This is a genomic window from Mesorhizobium sp. ISC11 (assembly GCF_037162595.1).
GTDB lineage: Bacteria > Pseudomonadota > Alphaproteobacteria > Rhizobiales > Rhizobiaceae > Mesorhizobium > Mesorhizobium ciceri.
In genome coordinates this window covers 1,157,211-1,182,949 of the sequence record NZ_JAVSPW010000001.1, presented here as the reverse complement: position 1 = coordinate 1,182,949, position 25,739 = coordinate 1,157,211, and the positions used below count along the sequence as shown (strand labels likewise).

Annotated in this window: 24 protein-coding genes, 1 tRNA gene and 1 pseudogene; 11 read left to right on the top strand and 15 right to left on the bottom strand. The window is 62.6% G+C overall.

The genetic code is table 11. From position 1 onward, the window contains the following. Positions 1-6 precede the first annotated feature (6 nt). A complete protein-coding gene (gene ilvA, locus RPF88_RS05930; RefSeq protein ID WP_337121943.1) occupies positions 7-1,263 on the bottom strand; it encodes a threonine ammonia-lyase IlvA in 1,257 nt (418 codons plus the stop codon). A gap of 465 nt (positions 1,264-1,728) precedes the next feature. Here ilvA and RPF88_RS05925 point away from each other — a divergent pair, with 465 nt between their 5' ends. Next, positions 1,729-2,802 (top strand): alpha/beta hydrolase, encoded by a 1,074-nt coding sequence (locus tag RPF88_RS05925; protein ID WP_337121942.1) that lies wholly within the window; start codon positions 1,729-1,731, stop codon positions 2,800-2,802. Between the two features lie 143 nt (positions 2,803-2,945). Next, the gene (locus RPF88_RS05920) at positions 2,946-4,109 is read left to right on the top strand and encodes an alpha/beta hydrolase (protein ID WP_024503865.1); all 1,164 of its coding nucleotides are present in this window, start codon (positions 2,946-2,948) and stop codon (positions 4,107-4,109) included. A gap of 161 nt (positions 4,110-4,270) precedes the next feature. Here RPF88_RS05920 and ade read toward each other — a convergent pair. Next, positions 4,271-6,078: pseudogene (gene ade, locus RPF88_RS05915) on the bottom strand (adenine deaminase). A gap of 147 nt (positions 6,079-6,225) precedes the next feature. Here ade and RPF88_RS05910 point away from each other — a divergent pair. Both RPF88_RS05910 and RPF88_RS05905 read left to right on the top strand, forming a co-directional pair. Next, positions 6,226-7,077 carry an alpha/beta fold hydrolase gene (locus RPF88_RS05910; protein ID WP_337121941.1) on the top strand — a complete coding sequence of 284 codons (852 nt, stop codon included), beginning with the start codon at positions 6,226-6,228 and terminating at the stop codon, positions 7,075-7,077. Between the two features lie 94 nt (positions 7,078-7,171). After that, on the top strand, positions 7,172-7,837 hold the full coding sequence (locus RPF88_RS05905) for an outer membrane protein (RefSeq protein WP_027160415.1): 666 nt from the start codon (positions 7,172-7,174) through the stop codon (positions 7,835-7,837). Positions 7,838-8,188: 351 nt separating this feature from the next. On the opposite strand, the gene RPF88_RS05900 is transcribed toward RPF88_RS05905, so the two are convergent. The 5 genes from RPF88_RS05900 to RPF88_RS05880 form a co-directional block, all read right to left on the bottom strand. Further along, a complete protein-coding gene (locus RPF88_RS05900; RefSeq protein WP_337121939.1) occupies positions 8,189-8,533 on the bottom strand; it encodes a hypothetical protein in 345 nt (114 codons plus the stop codon). Positions 8,534-8,676: 143 nt separating this feature from the next. Next, positions 8,677-8,761, bottom strand: a tRNA-Leu gene (locus RPF88_RS05895). A gap of 327 nt (positions 8,762-9,088) precedes the next feature. Beyond that, complete coding sequence (locus RPF88_RS05890) at positions 9,089-10,537, bottom strand: aromatic amino acid lyase (protein WP_337121938.1); 1,449 nt, start codon at positions 10,535-10,537, stop codon at positions 9,089-9,091. A gap of 26 nt (positions 10,538-10,563) precedes the next feature. After that, a complete protein-coding gene (locus tag RPF88_RS05885) occupies positions 10,564-11,148 on the bottom strand; it encodes a GDYXXLXY domain-containing protein (RefSeq protein ID WP_224621595.1) in 585 nt (194 codons plus the stop codon). Continuing rightward, entirely contained in the window at positions 11,145-12,263 is a 1,119-nt protein-coding gene (locus RPF88_RS05880) for a DUF2157 domain-containing protein (RefSeq protein WP_337121936.1), read from the bottom strand. The genes RPF88_RS05885 and RPF88_RS05880 overlap by 4 nt, the downstream gene beginning before the upstream one ends. 238 nt (positions 12,264-12,501) lie before the next feature. Here RPF88_RS05880 and RPF88_RS05875 point away from each other — a divergent pair, with 238 nt between their 5' ends. From RPF88_RS05875 to RPF88_RS05855, 5 genes are all read left to right on the top strand, one after another. Further along, complete coding sequence (locus tag RPF88_RS05875) at positions 12,502-12,642, top strand: DUF1127 domain-containing protein (protein WP_013531315.1); 141 nt, start codon at positions 12,502-12,504, stop codon at positions 12,640-12,642. A gap of 49 nt (positions 12,643-12,691) precedes the next feature. Then, on the top strand, positions 12,692-12,832 hold the full coding sequence (locus RPF88_RS05870; RefSeq protein WP_013531314.1) for a DUF1127 domain-containing protein: 141 nt from the start codon (positions 12,692-12,694) through the stop codon (positions 12,830-12,832). Positions 12,833-13,399: 567 nt separating this feature from the next. After that, positions 13,400-14,818 carry a methylenetetrahydrofolate--tRNA-(uracil(54)-C(5))-methyltransferase (FADH(2)-oxidizing) TrmFO gene (trmFO, locus tag RPF88_RS05865; RefSeq protein WP_224621597.1) on the top strand — a complete coding sequence of 473 codons (1,419 nt, stop codon included), beginning with the start codon at positions 13,400-13,402 and terminating at the stop codon, positions 14,816-14,818. Between the two features lie 26 nt (positions 14,819-14,844). Next, entirely contained in the window at positions 14,845-14,970 is a 126-nt protein-coding gene (locus RPF88_RS05860) for a type II toxin-antitoxin system ParD family antitoxin (protein WP_224675324.1), read from the top strand. A 93-nt stretch (positions 14,971-15,063) separates the two neighbouring features. Further along, positions 15,064-15,396 (top strand): type II toxin-antitoxin system RelE/ParE family toxin, encoded by a 333-nt coding sequence (locus tag RPF88_RS05855; protein WP_127368530.1) that lies wholly within the window; start codon positions 15,064-15,066, stop codon positions 15,394-15,396. Between the two features lie 7 nt (positions 15,397-15,403). On the opposite strand, the gene RPF88_RS05850 is transcribed toward RPF88_RS05855, so the two are convergent. The 6 genes from RPF88_RS05850 to yajC all read right to left on the bottom strand — a co-directional run bounded on the left by RPF88_RS05850 (position 15,404) and on the right by yajC (position 21,060). After that, the gene (locus tag RPF88_RS05850; protein ID WP_337121933.1) at positions 15,404-16,357 is read right to left on the bottom strand and encodes a sterol desaturase family protein; all 954 of its coding nucleotides are present in this window, start codon (positions 16,355-16,357) and stop codon (positions 15,404-15,406) included. Then, positions 16,354-16,764, bottom strand: coding sequence for a hypothetical protein (locus tag RPF88_RS05845; RefSeq protein ID WP_337123853.1), 411 nt, complete (start codon positions 16,762-16,764; stop codon positions 16,354-16,356). The genes RPF88_RS05850 and RPF88_RS05845 overlap by 4 nt, the downstream gene beginning before the upstream one ends. A gap of 94 nt (positions 16,765-16,858) precedes the next feature. Further along, positions 16,859-17,701: a phytoene/squalene synthase family protein gene (locus tag RPF88_RS05840; protein ID WP_164753889.1), complete on the bottom strand. Its 843-nt coding sequence runs from the start codon at positions 17,699-17,701 to the stop codon at positions 16,859-16,861. Position 17,702: 1 nt separating this feature from the next. Further along, a complete protein-coding gene (locus RPF88_RS05835; protein ID WP_337121931.1) occupies positions 17,703-18,146 on the bottom strand; it encodes an Mth938-like domain-containing protein in 444 nt (147 codons plus the stop codon). Then, positions 18,121-20,670: a protein translocase subunit SecDF gene (gene secDF, locus RPF88_RS05830; RefSeq protein WP_063172318.1), complete on the bottom strand. Its 2,550-nt coding sequence runs from the start codon at positions 20,668-20,670 to the stop codon at positions 18,121-18,123. Before secDF ends, RPF88_RS05835 begins: the two co-directional genes overlap by 26 nt. A 51-nt stretch (positions 20,671-20,721) precedes the next feature. Further along, positions 20,722-21,060: a preprotein translocase subunit YajC gene (gene yajC, locus RPF88_RS05825; RefSeq protein ID WP_013531305.1), complete on the bottom strand. Its 339-nt coding sequence runs from the start codon at positions 21,058-21,060 to the stop codon at positions 20,722-20,724. 277 nt (positions 21,061-21,337) lie between these two features. On the opposite strand from yajC, the gene RPF88_RS05820 reads away from it, so the two are divergent. Continuing rightward, positions 21,338-22,213 (top strand): ATP-binding protein, encoded by an 876-nt coding sequence (locus tag RPF88_RS05820; protein WP_024503854.1) that lies wholly within the window; start codon positions 21,338-21,340, stop codon positions 22,211-22,213. A gap of 39 nt (positions 22,214-22,252) precedes the next feature. Here RPF88_RS05820 and RPF88_RS05815 read toward each other — a convergent pair whose 3' ends face one another. Then, on the bottom strand, positions 22,253-23,074 hold the full coding sequence (locus RPF88_RS05815; protein WP_337121928.1) for an AraC family transcriptional regulator: 822 nt from the start codon (positions 23,072-23,074) through the stop codon (positions 22,253-22,255). 113 nt (positions 23,075-23,187) lie between these two features. Between RPF88_RS05815 and RPF88_RS05810 the strand changes: the two genes are divergently transcribed. After that, complete coding sequence (locus RPF88_RS05810; protein ID WP_337123852.1) at positions 23,188-24,081, top strand: NAD-dependent epimerase/dehydratase family protein; 894 nt, start codon at positions 23,188-23,190, stop codon at positions 24,079-24,081. Between the two features lie 125 nt (positions 24,082-24,206). Here RPF88_RS05810 and RPF88_RS05805 read toward each other — a convergent pair whose 3' ends face one another. Then, a complete protein-coding gene (locus RPF88_RS05805; protein ID WP_127367304.1) occupies positions 24,207-25,709 on the bottom strand; it encodes a peptidoglycan DD-metalloendopeptidase family protein in 1,503 nt (500 codons plus the stop codon). Positions 25,710-25,739: the final 30 nt, after the last annotated feature.

Here is a 25,739-nt window from a genome sequence, read left to right as displayed (position 1 = left end):
GATCGCTCATATGATGAACCCGGCCAGTGTCTCGTTGTCGGTGATGTCCTGATACTGAACGCCCTCGGCCTCGAACTTCGCCTTGAGCAGATCGAAATTGCGACTGTCCCTGGTTTCGATGCCGATCAGCACCGAACCAAAATTGCGCGCCGATTTCTTCAGATATTCGAAACGGGCGATGTCGTCGTCGGGTCCGAGCAGTTCGAGGAAATCGCGCAGCGCGCCCGGCCGCTGCGGAAAACGGATGATGAAGTATTTCTTCAGACCCTCGAAGCGCAACGCCCGTTCCTTGACGTCCGGCAGCCGCTCGAAATCGAAATTGCCGCCCGAAACCACGGCAACGATCGTCTTGCCCCTGATCTCCTTCTTGGAAAAATCCTTGAGCGCATCGATCGCCAGCGCGCCAGCCGGCTCCAGCACGACGCCTTCGACATTGAGCATCTCGATCATGGTGGCGCAGAGCCGGTTTTCCGGGATCAGCCGCACCGTGTCGGCCGGAAAATCCTTGAGATGACGCAACGGCTCGCGGCCGATCTCGGCCACCGCGGCGCCATCGACGAAATTGTCGACCTTGGCGAGCTTGAGCCGTTTCCCCGCCGCGAGGCTCTCGCGCAGGCTCGGCGCGCCTGCCGGTTCGCAGAAGACGAAGCGTGCTTCCCTGCCCTGATCGGCGAAATAGTGGGTGACGCCCGCGGCAAGTCCGCCACCGCCGACCGGCAGCATGACGATATCGGGCATGCGGGCGCCCGGCATCTGGTCCGCGATCTCGTAGGCGACGGTTGCCTGGCCCTCGATGATGTCCTTGTGATCGAAAGGCGGCACCATATGGGCGCCGGAACTGTCGGTGAATTCCAGGGCAGCGCGATAGCAATCGTCGAAGAAATCGCCGACCAGTCTGATCTCGATGAAATCGCCGCCGAACAGCCTGGTCTTGTCGATCTTCTGCTGCGGCGTCGTCACCGGCATGAACACGACGCCTCGCCTGCCGAAATGGCGGCAGACGAAAGCAAAGCCCTGCGCGTGGTTGCCGGCGGACGCGCAGACGAACAGTTCGGCCTCGTTGCCCGCAGCGAGCGTCTTGCGGAAGAAATTGAAGGCGCCGCGGATCTTGTAGGAGCGGACCGGCGACAGATCCTCGCGCTTCAACAGCACCCGCGCACCGGTCTTTTTCGACAGATAGTCGTTTTCCTGTAGCGGCGTTTCAGGGAAGATCTGGCGGATCGCGGCGGCAGCGGCAGCAACGCGGGAAGAGAAACTGTTCATCGGAAACCACCCCTGGGGAAAATCACCTTGCGTTGCATGCTGTCCGCGGATCTCTATCATTAATCGGGTCGCGAACGTTCGGTTGTTGAGCGCCATGACCAGGTGCGGCGCGAGCCCGCCTATCACATATCCGGCTCCGCAGCGCCATCGTCCATCATTTACGTCCTTCCGGGCGGATTTTGCGAAATATTTTCAGCTACTTGCGGGTGCATTCTCATGCCCCCTCGCATCGGGCGGTATGAAATCGCTATCTCTGCGGGGATTGGAGGGCCGGCGGCGACGCCGCTCATTGCGCACATCACGCAGCCGTTTCCCGCCATTTTGGCTTTCGCGCAACACTGCGATGGCCGCAGCGGGGCGCCGATCACATTTCGACTCGACAGGACTTAGTTCTGCCGCACTCTGCCTGTCCGGGAGGTATCGTGAGGATAGACAGGCCTTTCGGCCGGAGTTGGAAATTCAGGCGTGCCTTTGAAGAAGATTTTTACCATTGTCCTGGCCTTGTTCGTCGCCGGCTGCGCCGGCCAGCAAACACAGGAATTGCTTGGCAGCGCCATGGTGTCCGCGCCGGTGACGGAGATCGCCGGCAACCACTCGATCTTCATCGCCACGACGCGCAAGAAATCCGACGATCCCAACAAGGTTTTCGACGGCGAACGGTCGGCGACCCTGAACTACGCCCGCGTCAACGTCACCGTTCCGGGGCTTCACAAGACCGGCCAGATCGAGCGCCGCTCGCGCGGCAAGTCGGACGACCCGGCCAAATATTTCATGGCCTCCGAGGTCGTCGGCTACGACACGCAGCCGAAATTCTCCAGCGCGCTCAACGCCGACATCGCAGCGCGCGGCGGCCGCGTCATGGTCTTCGTGCATGGCTACAACACCGGCTTCGATGCCGCCGTCTATCGCCTGACCCAGATCGTCCATGATTCCGGCTATCCCGGCACGCCAGTGCTGTTTTCCTGGGCATCCGGCGCCAGGACCACCGACTATGTCTATGACAAGGAAAGCGCCAGCGCTGCCCGCGACCAACTGGAAGTGACGCTCAGGATGCTGGAGCAGTCCGGCGCGCGGCGCATCGACATCGTTGCACATTCGCTCGGAACCTGGGTCACCATGGAAACGCTGCGCCAGATGGCCATCACCGGCGATCGCGATCTCGGCGGCAAGCTCGGCGACGTGGTGCTGGCCTCGCCCGACATCGATGTCGACGTGTTCAAGAGCCAGATGCGGCGCTATGGCAAGCCCGACAAGCCGTTCATCCTGCTGTTATCGGACGACGACCGTGCGCTGCGGCTCTCCGGCCTGATCGCCGGTTCACGGCCGCGTGTCGGCGACTACAAGGATGCCGCCGATCTTGCCTCCTATGGCGTGACGGTCGTCGACCTGTCCAAGGTCAAGGGATCGGACAGCTTCAATCATACGAAATTCGCCGACAATCCGACGCTGGTGAAGATGATCGGCCAGCGGCTGCGCGAGGATGACGGCTTTGCCAGCGACCGTGATGTCACCGACCGCATCAGCCTGCTTGGTCAATAGGTGCGGTCCAGCGGCTTTCGCCGTGCCTGCCCGGCATCGCGGGCGTATGGATTCACTTTGAACTGGACCGCGCCGGTCTCTGGCCTTATCGGAATAGCCAGCGACGTCACGCGTTTGACGTCCCCTTTTGCGGGAGCCTGCGTGTGACCGTGCGTTCGAAGAGCTACCTCGTCGTTGCATTGGCGCTCGCTGTCACCGGCTGCGCTGGCGGGAAAACGCACGACCTGCTCAACAGGACGACGGTCTCGGTGCCCGCATCCGACATCGCGGCCACGCATGAAATCTTCGTCGCCACCACCCGCCAGAGGGCAACAAAAGAGCCGCGACAGGTTTACGACGGCGATCGCTCGCTGACCACCAGCTTTGCCCGTGTCGACGTCACCGTTCCCAAAAGCCATCAGGTCGGCGCCATCGAGCGGGCCAAGGGATCGGCAAACAGCAATCCTGCCAAGGATTTTACCGCCAAGGACGTCACTTTCTATGAGGGCGCGCCCCAGTTCGCCAAAGCGGTCGGCGCCGACATTTCCATGCGCGGCGACCGTGCGCTGGTTTTCGTGCACGGCTTCAACAACGGTTTTGACGACGGCATCTACCGGCTGACGCAGATCGCCCACGACACCAAATATCCCGGCACTCCGGTGCTGTTCTCATGGGCTTCGAGCGGCAAGACCACGGGTTACATCTACGACAAGGAAAGCGCCAACGCAGCGCGCGACGACCTCGAGGCGACGCTCAGGATGCTGGCCAAGACCAAGGTCAAGAGCATCGACATCATCGCCCATTCGATGGGAACCTGGGTGACCATGGAGGCGCTGCGCCAGCTTGCCATCACCGGCGACCGGGATCTCGGCGGCAAGCTCGGCTATGTCATCCTGGCCTCGCCCGACATCGATGTCGACGTCTTCAAGAAGCAGATGATCCGCTACGGCAAACCCGACAAGCCGTTCGCCATCCTGCTCTCTGCGGATGACCGGGCTCTCAAGCTCTCGTCCCTGATCTCGGGCGACAAGCCGCGCGTCGGCGACTACGGCAACGCTGCAGACCTCGCCAGCTATGGCGTGTCGGTGGTCGATCTTTCCCAGGCCAAGGGCGGCGACCGCCTCAACCACGCCAAATTCGCCGACAACCCGATGCTGGTGCAACTGCTCGGCGACCGGCTGCGGGCGCCGGCGGGCCTCGCCTCGGACGAACCCGACCCGACACAGCTCAACAATCTCGGCCAGGGCCTCGGCAAGGCCGTCGGCTCGGTCGCAGAGATCGTCATCACCACGCCGTTCAAGGTGCTGACCATCGCCACCGGCGGGTGAGCCAGCGGGCGGCATTGGCCCTAGGATTGTTGAGATTCGGGTCAGGCCGAGCCGAAAGTGGTGGTTTTCGAGAACCGGAGCGGAGCGTACTTAAGTACGTGAGCACCGGAAGCGCAGAAAATCGCTACTTGCAGGCCGGCATGGCCTGAATATCAACAATCCTAGACGAACAGATCGACCTTCTGGAATGTCGTCACATCGATCAGGCCGACGTCGGAGATCCTGAGCTCCGGAATGACGACCAGCGCCAGCAGCGAGTGCTGCATGTAGGCGTTGTTCAGCGAACAGCCCATCTTGCGCATCGCCTCGGTGAGCTTCTCGGCCTTGGCCGCGACGATTTCCGCCCGTTCGTCCGACATCAGGCCTGCGATCGGCATTTCGACCAGCGCCAGTTCCTTGCCCTTGGAGAACAGCACGACGCCGCCACCGACCGCGCCCAGACGGTTTACCGCCAGCGCCATGTCCTGCTTGTTGGTGCCGACGCAGATGATGTGGTGGGCGTCATGCGCCACGCTGGACGCCATGGCGCAGTCGCCCATATAGCCGAAGCCCGAAACGAAGGCGTTGGTGACGCCGCCCGTGCCCCTGTGACGCTCGACCAGCGCGATCTGGCAGATGTCGTTGCGGCGGTCCATTGCGACCAGCCCGTCCTCGACCGGCAGATCGGCCTCCAGCGCGCGCGTCGGCGCCTGGTTCTCGATGACGCCGATGACACGCACCCGAACCTCGTGGCGCCCTTGGGGGCGGCGATATCGAAGTCGTCGCCCTTCAACTTCTTGCCGAGCTTGACGGTGTTCTTCGCCGTCCGGGGGTAATCATAGGCCGGAATGTCGATTTCGAGCTTGCCGCCCTTGGCCACCCTGACGCCGCGTGCATAGACCTCGTCGATGGTCATTGCGGCGAGATCCGAGACGATCAGCAGGTCGGCCAGCCGGCCCGGCGCGATCGAGCCGATCTCGCGCTCCAGTTTGAAATGCTGGGCGGTGTTGAGCGTCGCCATCTGGATCGCCGTCACCGGCTTCAATCCCTGTTGGATGGCGTGGCGCACCACGCGGTCCATATGGCCCTCTTGGACCAGCGTGCCGGAATGGCTGTCGTCGGTGCACAGGATGAAGTTGCGCGGGTCGATTCCGCCCTCCGTCACCGCCTTGATCTGCGAGGCGACGTCGTACCAGGCCGAGCCCAGCCGCAGCATCGCCTTCATGCCCTGGCGCACGCGGGCGATAGCGTCCTCGGCGCGCGTGCCCTCATGGTCGTCCTCGGGGCCGCCGGCGACGTAGCCGTGGAACGGCAGGCCGAGATCGCGCGAGGCATAGTGGCCGCCGACCGTCTTGCCCGCCTTGACCGTCGCCGCGATCTCGCCCGACATGACCGGATCATTGGCGACGACGCCGGGGAAATTCATCACTTCGCCCAGGCCGATAATGTTCTCCCAGGTCATCGCTTCCGCGACATCGGCGACCGTCAGCTCGGCGCCGGCATGTTCCAGCCCCGGCGCCGAAGGCACGCAGGACGGCATCTGGACATGCACGTTGATGGGCATGGCGACCGCTTCGTCATGCATCAGCCGCACGCCGGGCAGACCCAGAACATTGGCGATCTCGTGCGGGTCGATGAACATCGAGGTGGTGCCGTGCGGAATGACGGCCCGGCAGAACTCGGTCACCGTCACCATGCCGCTCTCGACATGCATATGCGCGTCGCAGAGGCCGGGCACCAGATAACGCCCGCCGGCATCGACCACCTTGGTGCCCTGGCCGATTGCATGGCTGGCATTGGGCCCGCAATAGGCAAAGCGCCCGCCGGCAATGGCGATGTCGGTGCCGGCGATGATCTCGCCCGAATGGACATTCACCCAGCGGCCGTTGCGCACGACCAGGTCAGCGGGTTTGCGCCCCACGGCGACATCGACCAGATGTGTCGCCATCTCGGTCCACGGTCTGGGTTTTGCGGGCGTTGCTTTCGTCATTGGCGATTCCTCGGTTGCCGCCAGTCTCGCAAATGTCGGCGGGCGCCGCCAGAGCCGTCGGTCCGACATACCGCGTCAGGGCGAGCTTGTTGACTAATCCGGCTGGAAGGCGATGCTGACCGCGAACCGAACCATATGAGGGAAGACATGACCCGTTTTTGGAAAGCGTTCGCCATCGTTATCCTGTTCGCAGCGTCGACCACTTCTGCCGTGGCCGAGGAGCGTTGGCAGACCTTGCCGGAACCAGCGGCCATGCCCAAACCCGATCAGAGCGGATACGCGCCGGTGAACGGCATCCAGATGTACTACGCCGTTTTCGGCGCGGGCGATCCGGTGCTGCTCATCCATGGCGGCCTCGGCCACGGCGACATCTGGGCCAGCCAGGTGGCCACGCTTTCCAAGACGCACAAGGTGATCGTCGCCGACAGCCGTGGCCACGGCCGCTCCACCCGCACCGAGCAGCCCTATGGCTACGACTTGATGGCGTCGGACTATCTGGCGCTGCTCGACCACCTGAAGATCGACAAGACCGCGCTTGTCGGCTGGAGCGATGGCGGCATCATCGGTATCGACATCGCACTGCATCATCCGGAGCGGCTGACAAGGCTGTTCGCGCAAGCCGCCAACGTAACCACCGACGGCCTTGATCCGGGCGTGATGACCAACAAGACCTTTGCCGCCTACATCGACCGCTCCGGCCGCGACTACAAGAAGATGTCGAAAACACCGGACCAGTATGACGCCTTCGTGGCGCAGATGAGCCACATGTGGGAGAGCGAGCCGGCGTGGAGCAAGGAACAGCTTGCCGAGATAACCACGCCGACGGCGATCGTTGCCGGCGACCACGATGAGGCGATCAAGCGCGAACACACCGAATATATCGCCTCCGCCATCCCAGGTGCGAAGCTGATCATCCTGCCCAACGCCAGTCATTTCGCCATGCTGCAAGCGCCGGATGAATATAGCCGGGCTGTGCTGGACTTCATCGATGCCAAATAGAGGATTCTGTACGGCGACAGGGGGATTGCGATTGCGGCGAATGCGGTTATCCTTCTGACGAGGATCTTTCTGAACCGTCATTTCGGGGAGTTCGATGCGTCGATTGATGGTCGCTAGTGCCGGTTTCCTTGCCGTTCTGGCCGTGCCGGCTTTTGCAGCCGACCCGGCGGTCGACGTGCCGATGACCGCGCCCGGATTCGACTGGACGGGCTATTACGCTGGTCTGCAGGCCGGCTATGGCTGGGGCCAATCCGATGTATCGGTGACAGAAGGTGCGCCGTTTTCCATCGCGCCCGACATTGACGGCGGTTTTGTCGGCGGCCACGTCGCCGGCCTGTGGCAATTCGACCAGGCGGTGCTCGGCGCCGAGGCGGACCTCAACTATTCCTCGGTCGGCGGCACGACGGTATCGGCGCTGGGAAGCACATTCGGCACCGACATCAAGTGGTTCGGGTCGGTCAACGCCAAGGCGGGTTACGCCATGGACCGCCTGCTGGTCTACGGCATTGGCGGCGTCGCCTTTGCCGGCATCGAAACATCGCAAGTCGCGGGTCCGGCGTTCGACAGCACGCGCACGAATGTCGGCTGGACCGTGGGTGCCGGCGTCGACTACGCGCTGACCGACAAGTTCGTCGTCGGCGCGCAGTATCGCTACTATGATTTCGGCTCCGAGCACTACGAGGTGGCAGAACCCTTTAACGATCGCGATCAGAACGTGAAGCTGAATACGGTCGGGATCAATTTGAGCTACAAGTTCTGACCAGGCCCACAATCGCGACGCTGCCGGCCCAGGCGACCACTTGAGGGGCTCTCTTCATGGAAGGGTGGCCGACGCTCCCAGTGGGCGGGGGGAATGGGTTGGGCCTGAGAGGCGCCGGCCTTGGCGGATCAAATCCACCACAAGGCATCCTACCACTACCCGCCGCGCCGATAATTCCGTGATCGCGCCAGTATCATCAAGCCGCCCGGTCTGTTTGCACGTTCGGCGAACGCTCAACAACACGACTTGACGGCCTGTGTCTGGCGTCTGAAAAGGGCTGGCCTGCGGACGTGGCGGAATTGGTAGACGCAAGGGACTTAAAACACTTCTCTCGCGCATACCTGCGGCTCGTCAGTTCTGCTGTTCTTCGGCCGCTTCGTTTTCGATGGCCGCGCGCAGAACTACCTCGGGAGACACATGCATGATGGTAATATCGAAAGTCCGATACGCCTCATCTGGCGTGATGCCGCTTTCGATTTCCGCCTTCGTCATGCCGTCCTTCAGTTGCTCGTTGCGCAGTTTAGTCAAGATTGATCCAAGCCCATGGTGATGGCCGAAACTCGGCGCGATGTATTCGCCTGAGGGCGTCCAGCCGCCGAAGTGCATCGCAACATGCACATCATGGAGTTCCTCCGGATCAGACCTGCTAATCCTGACTAGCTCTTTGATGAGCTCGTCAATTGCAGCTTTGGTCATGTATGCGGTTACCCCCATGACATCCAATCGCAGCGCCAAGCTGTGCGGTCCGGCCGACATCTTTTTCGCTGGTTTTTTCGTTGGTCGCCTAGCCATGCTTAAATTGCCTCTGTTCCGTGATGCGTTCGATCCTTTGGGAAGCATGGTGCGGGCGGCGGGACTTGAACCCGCATGGCCGAAGCCTCCGGATTTTAAGTCCGGTGTGTATACCAATTTCACCACGCCCGCGTACGCCGCAGACTTAGGCGGCGCCGACTTATTTGGAAAGCGAAAAAGGCATTTCCCACATACGGTAACCCAGTGGGAATTGAGTGGGAAACTCCCACACTTCGAGGGACGATGTGGGAGGGCTAGACGCTCAGAACCCTTGGCCAGCAACAAACCAAGCAATCGCGCAAGGGACTTAAAATCCCTCGATCTCTGATCGTACGGGTTCGATTCCCGTCGTCCGCACCACCCTTCGAGCTTCGGGTGGCAGGCCACCTGAAGCTCGGCAGGTTCGAATTTCATCCGTTCAGGCGCACCAATTCACCGGCTACCGCTTTGTTGGCATCTCTACGCCTCGAACACTTTCTCAGTGAACCATTCCGCCAACCTGGCAAGCTCCGGTCCCAGCACGCGATCGGCGCCGACAGGCGGCACGATAGCTCTGATTTGATCGACGAAGGAACGCAGTGCCGGCGGCGGCGTCCGTTCGGTGACGTGCAGCGCCTGCGAGGCGATCATTGCCAGCATCGCCATGGCGGCATCGACGCAGCGGCCGGCGGTCGCTTCCTTGGTCCATGCGAAGAACGCCGTCGTGGCGACGTCATCCTGCCCCGCGCCAGCCGATTCCGTGCCCGGAATGAAGGTGCGCTGTGCGGCCAGCTTGGCCTGCTCGAGATAGCCGGTGATCGCCATCGGCACATAGCCGACATTGCCATGGCCATCGCTGTCGGCTGAGTTACGTCCGGTCATCAGCAGATCCGGCAGCAGCGACACCTTGCCGTTCAGAAGCTTCGAGGCGTGGCGGTCGCAGAGCAGGCAGATGTCGGCCCATATCGCCGCCAGATCGTCCAGCGCCGGCGTTGCCATCGCATTGTGATAGCCGCCAGTCGAGATGCAGCGGCCGAGCCGATGTGCATCGTCGGGCGGGATGTAGACGGGATTGTCCGATACCGAGGCCAGCGACACATTGGCCGCCCGCTCGGCCGTCGCCAGCGCACGATGCGCCTGGCCGAGGACGCGCGGCACGATGCGGTAGCTGACCGGCGCCTGATAGTTGCGTCGCCCATCGCGGGCGCCAACCAGAAACTCCCGCAATCCCTGCAGGGCAGCCGTTTCATGCTCATCGCCCCAGAGCGTGTCGAGCGCCGCGTCATAGTGCTCGAGCGGCGCGCGAAACGCTTCGATCGACAGCGCGAAAACTTTTTGCGCCATGCGGATGCGGCGGCGCCCCGCGAGCGCTGCGTCGGCCACCAAAGCGGCGGCGCAGGGCGAGCCGTTGATGAGCGAGCCGCGTTCCTTGACCTCGAGGTCGAAGCGCGTCGAAAGTTCTGCAAACAAGGGATAGAGCGCCAGGATCTCACCGGCGCCGCCCTGGCCGGAGGCCGGCACGACAGGCATCGGCCCACCGTCGAGCATCGCGGCCACGGCAAGCGCGATGCGCGGCGTGGTGGCGGCGTTGCCCTCGATGAAGTTTGTCAGACGGGCAAGCACGATCGCCCTGACCACGCGATCCGGCAAGGGATCGCCGAACGAGGTGGCGGCGGCAAACGCCTTGATGCGCGCATGGCGATCACGCTCGTCAGGTTCGAGCTTTCGGCTTGCCAATTCCCCCATGGCGGTTGTGACGCCATAGATGACCGGTGGCGGATCGGATTCAATCAGCTTCAGAAACGAGGCGCGGCATTCGGCGATGCGCTGCAAGGCCTTCTCGCTGATCTCCACCGTGTCCTTCTTCCAGGCGACGCGGAAGACAGTGTCGAGGTTGATGTCGTCACGCGTCGACAGGCTAACTGGCATGCTTCACACCATCGGAAATAAGGGACCTAGTAGAGTGGTTCCTCGAACAGCGTCTTGTCGCCGTCGACCAGCGCCTTGATCTGCGCGGTGCCGTCGCCGGCAAGCGCAAGACGGATGCCGAATGGCCGCACCCGCATGTCGTTCTGGATCGCCATCCCCTCGCCTTCCGGCAGATAGAAGCGCTCGATGCCATAGTCCGGCGCGATGGTCGCCTCTTCGCCGCGAAGGTCCCAGCCTTCGGCGATGTGGCCTAGAATATCGGCCTCGTCGGCGGTTGCCATCGTTGGCGCCTGGCCGAACCAGGCGGCCGTCGGCTGCCAATAGCCGTCGGCGCCCTTCTTCAGGCGCACCACAATCGACGTATCGTCGCTTGAAAATTTGTCGGGCGGAATGTTGGCGATCATTTTCACCGGTATGCGCGAAATCTCGTAGCCCAGGATAATATAGTCGCCGCGCAGGAGGTCGCGCGGATCGACGGGTTCGATCTTCAGCAGCACTTCCTTGCCGTTGCGCAGGATCGCCGCCCGGCCGGCGATGATCCAGCTCAGGAAGCCTATCTGGACGAGCGCCAGCACCAGCGCCGAGATGACAAGCCTTTTCCCGGTGATCATGCCGTGGCTCCCTTGGCGTCTGGGCCCTTCATGCGTTTTTCCACGCGGATGATGACGACCGCGAGGATGCCGAGCAGCACCGCGGCGGCCAGGAAGAAACCGGCCGTATCGAGCATCGATTGCAGGGTCACGACATAGATGATGGCGAGTTCGAAGGCGAAGCCGAGATAGGCAAGCCAGCGTAGCCCACGGCTCCCCCGTCCTGCCAGCACGATCGCGGCGACAACACCGGCCAGCGCGATCGCCGAAGCGAGGGCAAAACCGCTGTTGTAGGTGCTCTCGTCGGCGAGTTCGAACTGGATCATTGCGAGGCCGGTGAGGAAGCCGAGCAGCGCGTGCAAGGGCAAGCGGCCGCCGAGTTGCACGACCCGGTCGACCGGGCCAGGCGCGAAGACCGAGGCCGCGAACAGCAGCGCCGAGGCGACGACCAGCGGGATCGCCACCTGCAGCGTGTCGTGGTTGGTGACCAGCAGCATGAGATAGAACAGCACCGACAGGATAATCAGGTGGCGCGCCGCCTGGCTGCGGGTCCAGAACGAGACGGCAAACAGCACGATCGCCATCATGACGAAGCCGTGCGGAAAATCGCTGCGGCTGTAATAGTCGAAGCCTTTGAGGAACAGCCAGGCATCGGCGATGCCGACCGAAGCCACCGTCAGCGGGTTCGATCGCAGCGCAACCGCCGCCAGCGCCGTGCCGGCGCCCCAGGTCACCAGAGCCGAGGCCTCGTCGCCCGAGAGATGATACATCTGGCCGATCAGCGCGATCGAGCCGCCGAAAGCCGCGGCCGCCACGATCCACAGCGCTTCCCCGATTGCCGCATGGTCGCGGGCCTTCAGCACCGCGCCGCCGACATAGCCGCCAAGGATGACGGCAAACAGCGCCGCCACGCGCGCCAGCCTCGGGATCGCGTCCCAATTGGCGGCGACGAAAATCAGGATGGCGGCGCCGAACAGCAAGGCGGCCATCATAGCCAGGATCGAGCCGAAGCTCAGCGACTTGCGCTCGTTGGCCTCGACATCGCGCGCCAGCGAATCGGCCGTCGCGGCGTCGATCATGCCGGCCTGCTGCCAGCGCGCGATATCCGCCCTGACCCGCGACGAATAGCTCGCCATGCTGCTTCTCCCCCCAAGTTTGGTCTTTTTTGCAGCCGATCCGGTCAAGCCGTTGGCGCTAAGGCATTTTCCGATTCGGGTTTCTTTGTGTCAGGTCCGTGAACGCGCGTTAATGCTGCATTGCACAATTTGCATTGCTGCCATGCAGCCATAGCGCTTTTAAATCGATATGGGTCCGCCTATTTATAGTTCGTACACAAACGGAATGATCCGCAAGAAAGACGAAACGAGAACTACCATGAACCTGATCCGCAACTACCGCAACTGGCGCCGCTACAGGGACACCGTGTCCGAGCTGAGCCGCCTGAGCAACCGTGAACTGACCGACCTCGGCATCAGCCGCAGCGACATTCCTTACGTCGCTCGCAAGGCGGTCTAATTCTTCGGACCGCGAATGGTCCGAACCAGTTTTGAAAAAGAGAACGACAATGAACCTGATCCGCAACTATCGTAACTGGCGCGTTTATCGCGAGACGGTTACCGAGCTGGGTCGCCTTTCGAACCGCCAGCTGCATGATCTCGGTATCGTCCGCGACGAAATCAAGATCATCGCCCGCCAGGCGATCTAGACAGAATTTCGCCAGGGTCGACCTCCTCCCCGACCTTGACGAATACGGTCACCCCTTACCTCCTCCCAAGGGTTGACCACCAAAACGGCGCCCGCCGCACCTCCTCCCGCGGCGGGCGTTGTTTCCCGGCAAATCGAATTTTGCCCCAAAGGTTTCGCTCCTTTTCAAACAGCGAAAGAGTTTTCGTCAAAGCCGACCTCCTCCCCGGCGATGACGAATCGGCCCGACCTTCACCTCCTCCCGAGGGTTGGCCACAAAAACGGCGCCCGCCGCACCTCCTCCCGCGGCGGGCGCTGTTTCCCAGGGGCAAGACGAATTTTGCTCCAGAGGTTTCGCCCCTTCTAAAAATGGCGAAAGGAATTTCGTCAAAGCCGACCTCCTCCCCGGCGATGACGAATATGGCCGGCCTTCACCTCCTCCCGAAGGTCGACCCGAAAAACGACACCCGCCGGACCTCCTCCCCCGGCGGGTGTTGTTGTTTTCACGAGGCGCACCCATCAGCAGCTGTTTGCCCCGCACCGCGCACGGCAATTGCAATCGCCGCACCAAGCGATTATTCCGGCGCTCATGAGCAAAAACCCAATCCACATCATCGGCGGCGGCCTCGCCGGTTCCGAAGCCGCCTGGCAGGCAGCGCAAGCCGGCGTGCCCGTCATCCTGCATGAAATGCGGCCCGTTCGTGGCACCGATGCGCACAAGACCGATAGCCTGGCCGAGCTCGTCTGTTCCAATTCCTTCCGCTCCGACGACGCCGACAACAACGCGGTCGGCCTGTTGCACGCCGAAATGCGGCTGGCCGGCTCGTTGATCATGAGCGCCGGCGACGCCAACCAGGTTCCGGCCGGCGGCGCGCTGGCCGTCGATCGCGACGGATTCGCCGATGCCGTGACGAAAAAACTCGAAGCACACCCGCTGATCACCATCCGGCGCGAGGAAGTGCCAGGTCTGCCGCCGACGGATTGGGACCAGGCGATCGTTGCCACGGGTCCGTTGACCGCCCCCGGGCTTGCCCAGTCGATCGCGGAAGCGACCGGCGCCGATGCGCTCGCCTTCTTCGACGCCATTGCGCCGATCATCCATTTCGACACGATCGACATGAATACCTGCTGGTTCCAGTCGCGCTACGACAAGGTCGGGCCAGGCGGCACCGGCAAGGACTACATCAATTGTCCGATGGACAAGGACCAGTACCTTGCCTTCGTGCAAGCGCTGGTCGACGGCCAGAAAACCGAATTCAAGCAATGGGAAGGCACGCCCTATTTCGACGGCTGCCTGCCGATCGAAGTCATGGCCGAGCGCGGTGTCGAGACGCTACGCTACGGGCCTATGAAGCCGATGGGGCTGACCAATGCCCACAATCCGACGGTAAAGGCCTATGCCGTCGTCCAGTTGCGGCAGGACAATGCGCTGGGCACGCTCTACAACATGGTCGGTTTCCAGACCAAGTTGAAGCATGCCGAGCAGGTGCGCATCTTCCGCACCATACCGGGTCTCGAAAACGCCGATTTCGCCCGTCTCGGCGGCCTGCACCGCAACACCTATATCAACTCGCCGACCTTGCTCGACGCTTCGCTGCAACTGAAGTCGCGGCCCGGCCTGCGTTTCGCCGGCCAGATCACCGGCTGCGAAGGCTATGTCGAAAGTGCGGCCATCGGCCTGCTCGCCGGCCGCTTCGCCGCAGCGGAGCGGCTCGGCCTTGCTCCGTCCCTGCCGCCGCTGACCACGGCCTTCGGCGCTCTGCTCAACCACATCACCGGCGGTCATATTGTCTCCGATGACGAGCCGGGAAAGCGCTCATTCCAGCCGATGAATGTCAATTTCGGCCTGTTCCCACCCGTCGAAGCTCCGAAGGCCGAGGGCAAACGCATGCGCGGCAAGGACAAGACCGTTGCCAAGCGGCACGCCATCACATCGCGCGCACGCGCCGATTGCCGGCACTGGCTGGGACTTCCGGCGCAACCGGAAACGGCCGAAGCGGCGGAATAAACAGCTTCGCGTTCTGATTGGACCCCATGATCCGGGACAAAGTCGAAGACGGCTCCTTCGGTTCGGCCAGTGAAGTCATCCGCGCCGCCCTGCCTTCCAGCGCGAGGAGGAAGAGCACGCTGAACGCATGGCGTCCATCAGGGCGCGGGTGAAGGCGTCGATCGAAGACAAAAGACCCGCTGTTCCGCTCGATGAGGCGATCGACCGGGTAAAGAGCCGGATTTCGCAACTGACGAGGGAGAGCGATGATCCAGCGTCCCGCCGTCGTTCTTAGCGAAAGCGCGATCTCCGATCTTGAAGCAATTGGCGCCTACATCCTTGAGAGCAGCGGCAGCGAAAACATCGCCAACGGTTTCGTGGATCGGATAGAAGAGCGCTGTCAGAGTATCGGCAATGCGCCTCGTGGCGGTCGCTCGCGCGACGATATCGTTCGGGGATTACGACCCGTCCCATTCCGAGCATTCCGCCGTCATCACCACCTGACCGAGAACGATGTCATCCGCATCGTCAACATCTTCTATGGCGGTCGCGACTATGAGACGCTGATGCGCGACGGCGGGTCGAACGAACCATCCTGAGGCGATATTATTCAGCCGGCTCGACACCAGCCATCGGCAATCCCGGCTTTCCCGCCTCACCCGGATTTCGCCTGACATAGGCCGCCTTCAAACTCTCCGAGGTTTCGCGCGAGCCGTCATGGCTCCAGCCGGGCGGCTTGATCAGATAGTTCAGGCGATCGCTGAGCGAAAGACCCGGCGCAAAGGCATCCCGGAACATGCCGATCCACTCGTGAAAAGCCACCTTCAGCGGATTGAAGGTGCCGAGATTCCTGACGATGCCGTAGCGCGGCCTGTCCTCCTCCAGTTCCCCGACGAACGTGCCGAACATCCGGTCCCAGATGATCAGCGTGCCGGCATAGTTGGCGTCGAGATAGCGCGGATTGGTGGCGTGGTGGACGCGGTGGTGTGAGGGCGTGTTGAAGACGAACTCGAACCAGCCCCACATCTTGCCGATGGTCTCGGTGTGGATCCAGAATTGCCAGACCAAATTGAAGCCGAAGGTGAAGGCAATCACCGCCGGGTGGAAGCCGAGCAGCACCAGCGGCGCCTGCAGCATGAACATGAAGGTGAACAGGCCCGTCCAGCTCTGCCGCAGCGCTGTCGACAGATTGTAGTGCTGGCTGGAATGGTGGTTGACGTGTTCGGCCCAAACCCAGCGCACCCGGTGCGCGATGCGGTGATAGAAATAGTAGCGCAGATCATCGAGCAGGAAGGCCACCAGAAAGATCCAGATCGACAGGCCGAGATTGAAGACGCGGAACTGCCAGAGCCACAGCAACGCCCAGTAGGACACGACGCCAAGCAGCAGCCCGGCAACGACATTGCCGGTACCCATCATCAGGCTGGTCAATGTGTCGCGCGTTTCGAACGAACCCTTGGCACGGCCGGTGCGCACCAACCAAAGCTCGATCAGGATCGCGACAACGAAGAACGGGATGGCCAGTTGAGTGACCTGCGGAAAATTGTAGTCGTCCATCATGCCGCCTCTCCGCCGAAACTCTGCGGCTCAAGCGCCTTCAGCAAGCCTTGCGCATCCGTTGCGCTGGCAAAGCGGAAGCGGCCGCCCTTCCAGGTGAAATCGGCGAGCCGCAGCGAGACCGTATTCCCGTCTCCAGCGTCCAAAATCGTGACATCTTGAGGCGTGACGATGCGGGTCAAGAAGCAGTCGCCTACGCTGTGAACGATCCCGAAGCGCCCTCGCCCGATATCCAGGAACGCGGTCCCGGCATCTGCTGTCAGGCGGACCGCCGCCACGATCTCGTCGGGAAAATCCTCGGCGAATCGGCTCACTGCCTGATCGGTGCCACTGAGCGTCGCCGTCTTGCTGCCGCCGGTGAAATGCACCGCCGCAACCGACAGTGCGATGCCGAAGGTAACGATCGCCACCAATATGGGTAAGCTCATTCATCTCCTCCGAGCCGGTCTGTTGTCTTCGGCAACAGTTTGGCGCGGGGACGTCTTAACATGATTGACGTTTACGTCAAAGAGCAGGCCAGCCCCTGCTCGCACGACGCAGCAGCAGCCAATGCCGGCGCAAGGCCGACAGCCGCGCCACGCCTTCGAGCGGCGAGCCATTCTCCATCTTGCCGAGATAGGCGCGTGACAGGGCAAGTGGCAGGAATGCCGGGCGCAGCGAGACCGGGAGAGCCGGTGCGCCTTGCTCGAAGGCGGAAAGATGTTCCCGTGCCAGCGCCATCATCGCCGCCACCGCGCGTTTGGCGCCGGGTCCGCCGTCGCCGGTGACGAATTCTTCCGGCGACGATCCCGCTGCCGCCAGAATGTCGGCCGGGACAAAACATTGTCCGCGCTGGCGGTGCAGCGGCAACAGCAGCAGCAGGCCGGTCATCGCCTGTGCGCAGCCTGCCCTGCCCGCCAGTTCGGCAAAGCGCGGCGCCTCGCCGGGGTCGAGCACCATCGCCGCAAGCTGGATGAGTGCTGCGGCCGTCTCGCCGCAATAGCCTTCCAGATCGGTGCGCGACGGCATCGGGTCGTCGTAGAGGTCGAAGATGCGCGCATCGAGCATGTTCTCGAAGGCCGGCTTCGGCAGGCCGAATGTCGCTATCGTAGCGTTCACGGCTTCGGCAGTGGGATGGCCGGCGCCGGCCTCGCCGCCGGCGGCAATGACATCGCGCCACCATTGCAGCCGCACCTCGCCCGGTAGCGCCTCATGGATGCGATCGCGAATACCTGATATCTCCGCGTTGAAGGCGTAGAGCGAAAACAGCGCGTAGCGCTTGCCGTCCGGCGCGTAGAGCGCGGTCAGATAGCGATCATGGTCGGCGGCACGCACCGCGTCCATGACGATTTCAGCGCTTCGAGGCATATCAATCGACGGCAATGAGCGCGGCAGCCACGGCGCGCTCTTCCGCCAGAAGGACATTGTAGGTCCGCACCGCGGCACCCGTCGACATCGGGTCGGATGCAATGCCGGCGGCCTTCAGCGCGGCCCGCAATGCAGCGGGCAACGGCCGAAGATCCCTGCCCATGCCGACCAGCAGGATCTCGATCTTGTCGGCCTCGGACAGCAGCCTGTCAAAATCCGCCACCGTCAGCGCCAAGGAATCCACCGGCTCCCAGCCATGGATGCCGGATGGCAGACAGAGCAGCGAACCGCGATGCGACATGTCGGCAAAGCGGAATCCGCCATTGCCGTAGGCTTCGATCGGCGCGCGGCCCGGGAAATGCGCCTCGCGGATGACGATGCCTTTGCTGGTCACCGTTAAACCTCTTCGGGGGGGCGCGTCAGGTCGCGACCGCCTTGCCGCCATTGACCGGCTTCTCCTCGTCGGCTGAAGCCTGCGGCCGCAGCTTGAACAGGATCAGCAGCGGTGCGGCGATGAAGATCGACGAATAGGTGCCGAAGATCACGCCGAACAGCATGGCCATGGTGAACGAGCGGATCACCTCGCCACCGAACAGAACCAGCGCCAGCAGCGCCAGGATCGTCGTCACCGAGGTCAGCGTCGTTCTCGACAGCGTCTCGTTGATGGCGTTGTTCAGGAGTTGCGGCAGCGGCATGCGCTTGTATTTTCGCAGATCCTCTCGGACACGGTCATAGACCACGATCGTATCGTTCAGCGAATAGCCGATGATCGTCAGGATCGCCGCCAGTGACGACTGGTTGAACTCCAGCCCGGAGATGACGAAGAAGCCGAGCGTCATGACCACATCGTGCACCGTCGCCACGATGGCGCCGACCGCGAACTGCCATTCGAAGCGGAACCAGACATAAATCAGGATGCCGAGCAACGCGATCAGCATGGCGATCGTGCCTTGCTTGGCGAGTTCTCCAGAGACGGTCGGTCCCACCACTTCGACGCGGCGGAAATCGTAATTATCCTGCAGCTCGCCGCGCACCTTGTCGATGACGGTCTGCTCGGCATTTTCGCCACCATCCTGCGTGCCGACGCGGATCAGCACGTCGTTCGGCGTACCGAACTGCTGCACCTGGACTTCGCCGATGTTGAGTTCGGTCAGCCGCGCGCGGAGGTCGGCGAGATCGGCATTGCCGCTCTTGGCCTGCACTTCGATCAGCGAACCGCCCTTGAAATCGATGCCGTAGTTGATGCCGACGGTCATGAACAGCACCACCGACAGGATCGAAAGTGCGCTGGACAGCGTGAACGTCCAGCGACGGATGCCCATGAAGGGGATCTTGGTGCCGGGCGGAACGAAGGTCACCGGCGCCTTAGGCAATTCCTTCGGGCGGGCCCGGCGCAGCCAGATCGAGACCAGCAGACGGGTGAAGGTGAAGGCGGTGAAGACGGTCGTCAGGATGCCGATGGCATAGGTGATGGCAAAGCCCTTCACCGGACCGGTACCGAGATAGAACAGGACCACGGTGGCGATCAGCGAGGTGATGTTGGAATCGACGATGGTCGCCAGCGCCTTGGTGAAACCGGTATCGATCGCCTGGATGACCGAGCGGCCGGCGCGCCGCTCCTCGCGGATGCGCTCGTAGATCAGCACGTTGGAATCGACCGCCATGCCGATGGTCAGCACGATACCGGCGATGCCAGGCAAGGTCAGCGTCGCGCCAAGCAGCGAAAGCACGCCGACGATCATCGCCACGTGCACCGCCAGCGCGATGTTGGCGAGGAAGCCGAGGAAGCCGTAGGCGACGAACATGAAGGCAACGACGAGGATAGAACCGATGATGCCAGCAACCTTGCCGGCATGGATCGAATCCTGGCCAAGGCCCGGACCAACGGTACGCTCCTCGATGACGGTTAGCGTCGCCGGCAGCGCGCCGGCGCGCAGCAGCACGGCGAGATCGTTGGCGCTCTGGGCGGTGAAATTGCCGGAGATCTGGCCGGTGCCGCCGAGGATCGGCTCGCGGATCTGCGGCGCCGAAATCACCTGGTTGTCGAGGATGATGGCGAACAGCTTGCCGACATTTTGCGCCGTGGCCTGGCCGAAGCGCGCCGCCCCTTTCGAATCGAAGCGGAACGACACCACCGGCTCGTTGTTCTGCGAATTGTATGTCGCCTGTGCGTCAACGAGGTTTTCGCCCGAGACGATGACACGGTTCTCGATCAGATACGGAACCGGCGGATCGTCCTGCGAATACAGCACCGACGAGCCGGCAGGCGGACGGCCGTTGAGCGCGTCCTGCACCGGCATCGACTGGTCGACCATCTGGAAGGTCAGCTTGGCGGTCTGGCCGAGGATTTCCTTCAGCCTTTGCGGGTCCTGAAGACCCGGCACCTGGACGAGGATACGGTCGTCGCCCTGCCGCTGCACGATGGGTTCGGTCGTGCCGAGTTCGTTGACGCGGCGTTCGACCACCTCGATCGACTGCGTCAGCGCGGTCGACGTGCGGTATTTGATGCCGGCATCGGTGACGTTGAACTTGAGCAGGCCGGGCTCGGAATCGTCGAGCGTCATTTCCTGCACGGAACCGCCGGTGAACAGGCCGGCGGCGACCGGATCGGTCAGCGTCTTCAGCGCCGTCTTGGCGGCATCGATCTGGGCGGGATCGGTAATGCGAACCTGCAGGGTCCGCCCGGTGCCGGCAAGGCCGGTATAGCCAATCTTGGCGTCGCGCAGCAGCGTGCGGATTTCGTCGCGCGTCGTCTCCAGCCGGTCCTTGATCAGATCGTTCTGGTTCATTTCCAGCAAGATGTGCGAACCACCCTGCAGGTCGAGGCCGAGCGTCATCTGCCGCTTCGGCACCCAGTTGGGCAGCTGCGCCAGCGTGCTGGCGGAGAACAGGTTGGGCGCGGCGAGGATCACCGTGATGGCCACGGCCACCCAGATCAGGATCATCTTGAAGCGCGAGAAATACAACATATGGCGTCGTCCGTCAGAGCGTGTCCGCGGATCGCTCCGCCTAAAATTGGATTATTTCTTGGCGTTCTGGTTGGCCACCGGCTCGCCCTTGACGCGCACATCGGCGATCGTCGAGCGCAGCGCCGTCACCTTCAAGCCATTGCCGAGGTCGACCTCGAGCTCGTTGTCGTCGATCACCTTGGTCACCTTGCCGACGAAGCCGCCGCCGGTGACGACCGTGTCGCCGCGACGGACCGCGGCCAGCATCTCGCCGCGCTTCTTCAGCTGCGTGCGCTGCGGCCGGATGATCAGAAAATACATGATCACGAAAATCAGGACAAACGGCAAAATGCTGATGAACATGTCGGGAGAAGCGCCGACGCCTTGGGCGTATGCCGGTGTCACGAACATCGAGGTACTCCTGAATTTTGAAAACAGCCGCCAATCTGGCGGCCCCTTGAAATTTGGCCGGAATATAGTCGGTAAAGTTGTCAATGCAACTGCGCGGCCGGCCAAATCGGCTGCTTTTCCGGCCTGTTGAGCCGTGTTAGAGCAGGATCGCAAAAAGCGCGAGCCGGTTTCCGCAAAAAATTATGCTCGAACAAAAGGTTGCAACCGGTTTTGTATCAGGCGAAATCGGGCAGCTTCACGCCCCAAGACATCAAAAACGCGAAAACAAAAGACAGACATGACCGACAGCAGCATTGAGGCCCTGAACCAGAAACTCGACCGGCTGATCGAAGCGGTGAGCCGCCTTGCCCCGCCGCCGGTGCCCCAAACCGACCTCCGCGAGGCCGATTGCTTCGTTTGGCAGGCCGATCCGGGCTATCTGGAACCGGTGCACAGGGTTAACCGCGTCGACATCGGACTGATCCGTGGCGTCGACCGTGTCCGCGACATCCTTGTCGACAACACCGAACGCTTCGCTGCCGGCTACCCGGCCAACAATGTGTTGTTGTGGGGCGCGCGCGGCATGGGCAAATCGTCGCTGGTCAAGGCCGTGCATGCGGAAATCAACGCCAAGGCCAGGTCCGACCTGCCGTTGAAGCTGATCGAGATCCACCGCGAGGACATCGACACGCTGCCGAAGCTGATGGGTCTGCTGAAGGCGGCGCCCTTCCGCTTCATCCTGTTTTGCGACGACCTCTCCTTCGATCACGATGACACCTCCTACAAGTCGCTCAAGGCAGCGCTCGAAGGCGGCGTCGAGGGCCGCCCAGCCAATGTCATCTTCTACGCCACCTCGAACCGCCGCCATCTGTTGCCCCGCGACATGATCGACAATGAACGCTCGACCGCGATCAACCCGTCCGAAGCGGTCGAGGAAAAGGTGTCGCTGTCCGACCGCTTCGGGCTGTGGCTCGGCTTCCACAAATGTTCGCAGGACGAGTATCTCGACATGATCGACGGCTATGTCCGCCATCACGGGCTGACAATCGATCCCGACACGCTGCGCGCCGAAGCATTGGAATGGGCGACGACGCGCGGCAGCCGCTCGGGCCGCGTCGCCTGGCAGTTCACCCAGGATCTGGCTGGCCGGCTCGGCAAACCGCTGAAGGACTGATGCGTTGGATAGCGTCGCCAACGCCATCCGATGACAAGATCATTTGGGCGGCTGCGACCGCCGCAAATCACGCGGCGTTTGGCCGATCTCACGCCGCATCCAATGCGCCAGATGTGACTGGTGCGCGAAGCCCGTCAATTCCGCCACTTCGCTTGTGCTGAGATCGCCTTGCTGCAGCAGGACGCGTGCGCGTTCGACGCGACGCCGTAGCACGTAGCGGTGCAGGGTGAAGCCCGTCGCGGCCTTGAACCATGTCCGCAAGTGCGAACTGCTGGCGCCGGCAACCCGGCTCAGTCGATGGATCGACAGGGGTTCGTGCAGCGCAACCTCGATATGCTCCAGCACGCGCTTGAGCTGAGTATCCGACAATCGGCTCGCGCGATCGATATCAGGTTCACCGAGGCCAAGCAGCCTCACAGCGAGCGCGGCGCCGATGCTGTCGACAAACAACGACCCACTCGGCGAACTCGCATTGAGATCGCTCTCCAGTGCTCGCGCGAGGTGTTCGATGCGCTGGTCACGAAGCAGGTGACGTGTGCCGAGCGGCAATGCGCGCGCCTTGCCGCCAAGTTCGGCTGCCACCCTTTCCATCAAGGCCGGTTGTAACGCGATCTCGATCGTGTCGAACGGGGTCTCAGCCTCGAACCCACCCTCCTGACCGGCGGGCACCAGGTCGATATCGCCGGCGCGCCTGACGAAATATCGTCGAACCTCATGGCAGTAGGAGCGCGTCGCGGCACTTGCATGCACCATGATGCGATGGTGTGGCGCCCGGAGCAGACGATGGACCCCGGCTTCGACATGCCGGGAGGCCAATGTTACGTCGGACGGGGATCGGGCCGGGGCGACTTGCGAGAGCATGCTTTCTCGATTCATGGCAAAACCTGTTCAAGACTTGGCAATTCCCGCGCGATTTTCAATGCCGTGGCTATGTACCTACGCCTCTCCATAAAACTTGGATGAGAGGTTATGCCATGAGTTTCTATGTTGTTGTCGGAGCAGGCCCGGTTGGTCGCGAGACCGCGCGGCTTCTGGGCGAAGAAGGCCATGATGTTGTCTTGACGAGCCGGAGTGTCGGTTCGAACGCGCTGCAAAACGTCCGGACCGTGCAGTCCAACGCCACCAATGCCGCGGAACTGGCGCGTATCAGCCGAAACGCCGACGCGATCTTCATGTGCGCCATGGCCGCCTATCACCTCTGGCCGACCGACTTTTTCCCAATCATCGACGGCACCGTGCGGGCTGCCGAAGCGGTCGGCGCGAAGCTTGTGGTGCTCGGAAACCTCTATGGCTATGGCAAAGATGCCGAAAGCCCGCTTCACTCCGACCTGTCTCTGGATCCGACTTCGAAGAAAGGAACCGCGCGGACGATCATGTGGCAGCGGGCCGTCCGTGCGGACGTGCCGGCCGTCGAAGTGCGGTCCAGCGATTATCTTGGACATGGCGCGATCAGCTCTTTCTCACTGGTCGCGCTGCCCTCCATACTCGAGGGGAAACCGACGGCTTTCATTGGCGACCTCGACGCAACTCACGCCTGGTCCTTCACGAAGGACGTGGCCAGGACACTGGTCGCTGCCTCGCGCTACACGGGCGAATGGGGACGGGCGTTCCATGTTCCATCGCAACACGCCCCATCCCGGGAACTCATCCGGGCGACCGCGGCAATGCTTCACCGTGAAATTCCAGGAACACGCTCCTATTCCATCTCCGAAATGGAAGCATTGGGCATGCATGAGCTTATCGAGATGAGCTACCTCTTCGACAAACCCTTGCTGGTCGATTCCTCCGACGCGGAGACGCTTCTCGGCGTCAAGGCCAGCAGCCTTGGCGTCATGATCGCCGACACTCTGCGCGACCATCTTGCTTGAAGACTGGCGCGGCGCACCGGAACTGAAAAAGCCCGCTCCTTTCGGAACGGGCTGAGCCGGCGGGCCGGACTGGAGGTCAGACGGCCCGCAAATTGCTTTTTTTCTTCTATTCGAAACAGCCCCGACTATTCGAGATAGCCGGAGGGATCGACAGGCGCCGAGTTCTTGCGCACTTCGAAGTGCAGCTTCGGCGAGTCCGTCGTGCCGCTCATGCCCGACAGCGCGATCTCCTGGCCGCGCTTGACCTTCTGGCCGCGCTGCACCTCGATCGAGCTGGCGTGGCCGTAGACGGTGACCAGGCCGTTCTCGTGACGCACCAGCACCGTGTTGCCGAATTCCTTGAGGCCATCGCCGGCATAGATGACGACACCGTTCTCGGCCGCCTTGACCGGTGTGCCCGTCGGCACGGCGATATCTACGCCGTCCTTGCCCGAGCCGAAACCGGAAATCACGCGGCCGCGCACCGGCCAGCGCATCTTGCCGATGCCGGTGGCGTCTGGCGCGACGGCATCGTCGGCCTCGGCCTGCTGGATGACCTTCGAATCCTTTTTCGGCGGCGTGTAGGACGCCAGCGTTTCAGACGGCGTGGTCTTTGCCGCGGGCTGCGTGGTGGCCGTCGTCACCGGATCGACCTTGGCCGGCTTGGCAGCGGCGACGGTCGCGGTTCCGCCGGCCGGCACCTTCAGGGTCTGGCCGATCTTGAGCAGTCCGTCCTTCATCCCGTTGGCCTGCTTTAGAGCAACGACGCCGACGCCGGTCTTCCTGGCAATCGAAGACATCGTGTCGCCCGACTGGACCGTGTAGGTCCCAGCAGCGCCGGTCGTCTTGGCAACCTGCGGCTTGGGCTCCTTGGGCTGGTTTGCTGCGGCCGACGCGTCGACCTGAGCGGCGGACTTGCCTTCCTTAGGCTTCGGCTGCTGCGGCAGAACGGCGACCTTGTCCGGCGCAGTGGCCGGCAGGTTGTGCTTGCCGTCTTTCGCCGGCTTGGCATCCGCGACCTTCGCCTCGCTCTTGCTGGAATAGGCATAGGCCGGGATGACCAGCTTCTGGCCGGTCTTCAGCCCCTTGGTCGCGCTCAGCCCGTTGACCTTCATGATCACGTCGGACGGCACCTTGTAGCGCTGCGCCAGGCCGCCGATCGTTTCGCCGTCCCTGACGACGATCTCGGTTGCATGCGGAGTGCCGGAAGCAGCCACGCGGGGTTCGTCAGGTTGCGAAACCTTGAAAGGCGACGCCGCCGGAGCGACGGTGCCGGTCGTGGTCCTGTCGACATGCGGTGCCGGGGCCAATGCGGTGCGCACCGGCTTCGATGCCGGCGCCTGCTGCGCTTGGGCAACGGGCGGCGGCAGCGGCCGCGTCGAGACCGGCTCGAGGCTGGAGCGGCTGACCGATTGTGTATGGCTGCCATCGATCGGAGCGGCGGCGACATCGCCCGGATAGGGCTGCTGTACGGCATCCTGCTTGTTGATGATGGCGCGCTGATTGTTGGTCGAGGATGTAAAGACGTCGTCGACGCCATTGAACCGCGAAACCTGGGAACTGCACCCCGCAGCAGCACCCGCGACCATCAGAATGGCGCAGCCTCGCGCCAGATTGCGACCGTTTGTCTTCAAAACACTGAGTTGCATCGCACTAACCCGCACATACCCGGTACAAAC